At 66.3% G+C, this 3,406-nt stretch carries 4 protein-coding genes; 1 reads left to right on the forward strand and 3 read right to left on the reverse strand.

What is annotated here, in order from left to right; translation table 11 throughout:
* Positions 1-325, forward strand: a 325-nt coding sequence (locus HWE17_RS28310; protein WP_176391095.1) for an IS1595 family transposase, incomplete at its 5' end; no start/stop codon positions are given.
* A 78-nt stretch (positions 326-403) separates the two neighbouring features.
* Here HWE17_RS28310 and HWE17_RS28315 read toward each other — a convergent pair.
* The 3 genes from HWE17_RS28315 to HWE17_RS28325 form a co-directional block, all read right to left on the reverse strand.
* Entirely contained in the window at positions 404-1,444 is a 1,041-nt protein-coding gene (locus HWE17_RS28315) for an AAA family ATPase (protein WP_176391096.1), read from the reverse strand.
* Positions 1,441-2,820, reverse strand: coding sequence for a capsule biosynthesis protein CapK (locus HWE17_RS28320; RefSeq protein WP_176391097.1), 1,380 nt, complete (start codon positions 2,818-2,820; stop codon positions 1,441-1,443). Before HWE17_RS28320 ends, HWE17_RS28315 begins: the two co-directional genes overlap by 4 nt.
* The coding region (locus tag HWE17_RS28325) for a hypothetical protein (protein WP_176391098.1) at positions 2,817-3,406 on the reverse strand (590 nt) is incomplete at its 5' end. The genes HWE17_RS28325 and HWE17_RS28320, both read right to left, overlap by 4 nt.

Below are 3,406 nucleotides of genomic sequence, written 5' to 3' on the forward strand. Positions count from 1 at the left end.
GCTGCTACCCGTTATCGACAAGGACGTGCTGCTGGTGACCGACGGTTATGCCGCCTATCTGGCTTTTGCGAGGGAAGCAGGCATCAGCCACCAAGCAGTCAACTTGCGCGCTGGCATCCGTGTGCGAGGGGCCGCCCACGTGCAGAACGTCAATGCCTATCACAGCCGCTTGCGCGAATGGCTACGGCCCTTTCACGGCGTGGCGACGCGCTACCTGCCGAACTACCTGGGCTGGCGCTGGATACTCGACGCCAGGCGCATCCGTTCATCGGAAACGTTATTGAAAGCAACGTTGGGTGCATTCCCACACTTGACGGTGACATAGCCTTTTTTTGCCGTGGCGCAGCGACACCCGACATCACCGCGCACGCCAGCAACGTTGTCGGATTACGCCCGTTCGAACCTAATCCACCCCGCGCACGAGCAACTGCGCCACCTGCCCGACCCTGTCATCTACCGAACCTGACACATCGACAAAAGCGATCCCCCGCCGCGCCAGTTCGGCTTGGTACCACGCATGCTGGCGCGCACGGAAATCCTCGTCGCGGCGCGTGCCGTCCTGGATGAACGGGAAGTCGGGGGCGCACAGCAGCACCAGGTCGTAGCCGTGTTCGGCCAGCCGCGCCAGTTCCTGCTCGGCCTTGCCGAACATCTCGACGCAGTAAAAATACGTGGTCATGGGCGAGGTGTCGCAAAACAGCCAGCGCCGCGCCGCCAACAGCGCCTGCGCTTCGCGGCGCAGCTGCTCCCGGCCGATCTTGAGCAAATCGTCATAAACCAAAATACCATCCTGGCTTTCCCACAGTTCGCGCCCATATTCAGCCACCCAGGCCGTCTCGAAATGCGCCGCCAGCGCGGCCGCCAGGGTCGTCTTGCCGCTCGATTCGCCACCGAGCACGCACACACGCGTGACAAAATCAGCGCGCACGATGGGCGACAGGAAGGCGCCGTGCGCATGCGGATCTTGCCGCGCCACGGTACCGGACACGGGCACCAACGTTCTCGCCTGGTCCACGCTCAGGTGCGCCACCGTGCCCCGCGCATAATGCTGCTGCAGCACCTGTGCAAAGCCGGGGCCATAATCTTCGCTGGTAAAGACGGCATCGACGGGCAGTTCCAGCACCCTCCAGCACAGCCAGCCCATGAAGTGGCGATGCAGCTCGCCATCGTCGTCGTTGTGCGGCAGCGCGCGCGCCGGCACGCCGCGCGCCGCACACAGGGCAGCCAGGCGCGCATCGTCCAGTACCACGATCTGCGCCTGCGGGAACTGCGCGCGCAGCCAGCGTTCACGGCGCGCCGGCTCGCAGCCGGGAAATTCAGGCTTGGTGTAGCTGACCACCAGCAGTTCTTCGCTGGCGTCTTGCGCACGGTTGATCAACAGTTCGTGGCCCTGGTGCAGCGGGCAAAATTTGCCGACCACGAGGCCGCGTTTATATAGGTTCATGCCACTGCTTCCTGCAAATCCGAGGTGTATTGAATGATCTTGTCTTCCGCCAGCAAAGTCTCGACCGTGATGGCGCCGAAAAAAGGCGCGAGCAAGGCGCGCGCCTGGTCGGCCTGCGGCATGGCGCCCGGCGCCAGACGCAGCGCGATGGCGCCGTCGCCGTGCTGGTGCACGCCGAACAGGGCGATGGCCAGCGGTTTCAGGGCGTGCGTGATGTCGATATTGTTGATCCACTCGCCCTTGACCGTGCGATAGCGCAAGGGGCTGCGTCCCGCCAGCCCCACCAGCACGGGACCATGCGGGCCATGCGCCAGCGAGGCGTAATCGCCCGTGCGGTAGCGCACCAGGGGCAGGCAGAAATTGAAGCCGCCCGTCACGGTGATCTCGCCGCGCGCGCCATCGGGCACGGGCTGGCCCGCGCCATCGAGAATTTCCACATACAGACGGTGCTGCAGCAGCACGTGGCCGCCCGCCCGCTCATCGTAGACGGCAACGGGCCCCACTTCATTGAGCGAATAAATGTCGAGCACGGGGCAGCCGAATGCCGCTTCCAGGCGCGCACGCATGCCGGGCAACAGCATCATCGACACGGACATCAGCGCGGCCGGCTTGTGCTTCATGGGCAAGGTCAGGAGTTCGGCAAACGAGATGGGGTCGCCCGCGATCAGCTCCGGCGCCATGGCATCCAGGTAGCGCGCGCGGTCCTCCGGGTCGCGCCAGTCGTCCAGGTGCAGGTTGATCTTCGCCAGACCCGATTCATGCATCGTCGGCGTGACGGAGACATAGGTGAAGCAGCGGCGCTGGTGCCCCAGCAGCATCACGCCCACCTGGCCCGCGCCATGGCGCAGAGTCACGCCGAAACGGCGCAGCGCGCGCTTGTGGAAGGCCAGGTAACGGCCCGCCACCAGCGGGTGCGACGCGATCAGCAGCGGGTGTCCCGTGGTGCCCGTCGTCTGGAAATTGATCATGCGGGCCAGGTCCGCATCATCGGGCACGAAGGCGGCGATGTCGTGCGCCAGTTCGGCGCGGCTGATAGGCGCCACGTCCTGCAAGCGCGCTGGCGGCGAGCCGCAGGCGCGGTAATGCGGCACCGTGGCGTAGGCCGTCCTGAGAAAACCGGTCAGCCAGGGCGGCGGCGCGTCTGTGCTCCAGCCTATCTCCGCCTGCATGACTTCCTGCTCGTAGGCGCGCAGCGCTTCCACTTCCGCGGCCAGCAGCTTGTTGCCGCTGCGGTTGCGGTAGACGGGCGCCGCCGGATGGCTGCGCAGTTTTTCCAGCATGCGCGCACCCGCCTGTGTCAGGGTGGGACAGTACTCGTGGTCCGATTCCCAGGCGCCACCCGGCAGATTGACGTCAGGTTTGCCAGCGAGCGTCATTCGCGCGACCACTTGTCGGCCGATTCCTCGGCCGCCTTTTTTGCCAGCGCCTCGCGGATTTCACGCGCGCGCTGCTCGGCCAAGCGGCTCGCTTCGAGCAGGCGGCGGCGTTCCGTGCCGCTGATGGCGGACAAGCGGTCCGTGGCCTGCGCCACGCTTTCGTCGCGGGGCCGAAAGCCCAGGCGCGCCAGCACGATGCGCGCCAGTTCCTCGCGCCGTTCGGGGTCTTGCGTGAACTGGTGGGCCGGCGTGGCAGCGGCCAGTTCGCGCGCCGCCTCGCCCAGCAACTGCAGCAAGTCGTGCTGCGGCAGCCGCTGCCCGATGAACCAGTCGTCGGCCAGCAGCCAGCACACGATCATGGCCAGAGCCAGCCGGTTGCGGTCCGCCTTCACTTGCGCGCCGATAAAACCCTGCAGGGACGCGGCCGGCGCGCGGGCGCCATGCAGCAGCAAAATGTCGTTGACGAGCGCGGCAACGGCCACGGCCTGCGCATTGGCGACGCCGGCGATGCGGGGCTCGGCCAGGAATTCGACGGGCGTGTCGGCCAGACGGTGGGTCAGGGTTTCGAGCAATGGGCCAGGAGTAT

Origin of the sequence: Janthinobacterium sp. BJB401, assembly GCF_013372745.1 — a bacterium.
GTDB lineage: Bacteria > Pseudomonadota > Gammaproteobacteria > Burkholderiales > Burkholderiaceae_D > Janthinobacterium > Janthinobacterium rivuli.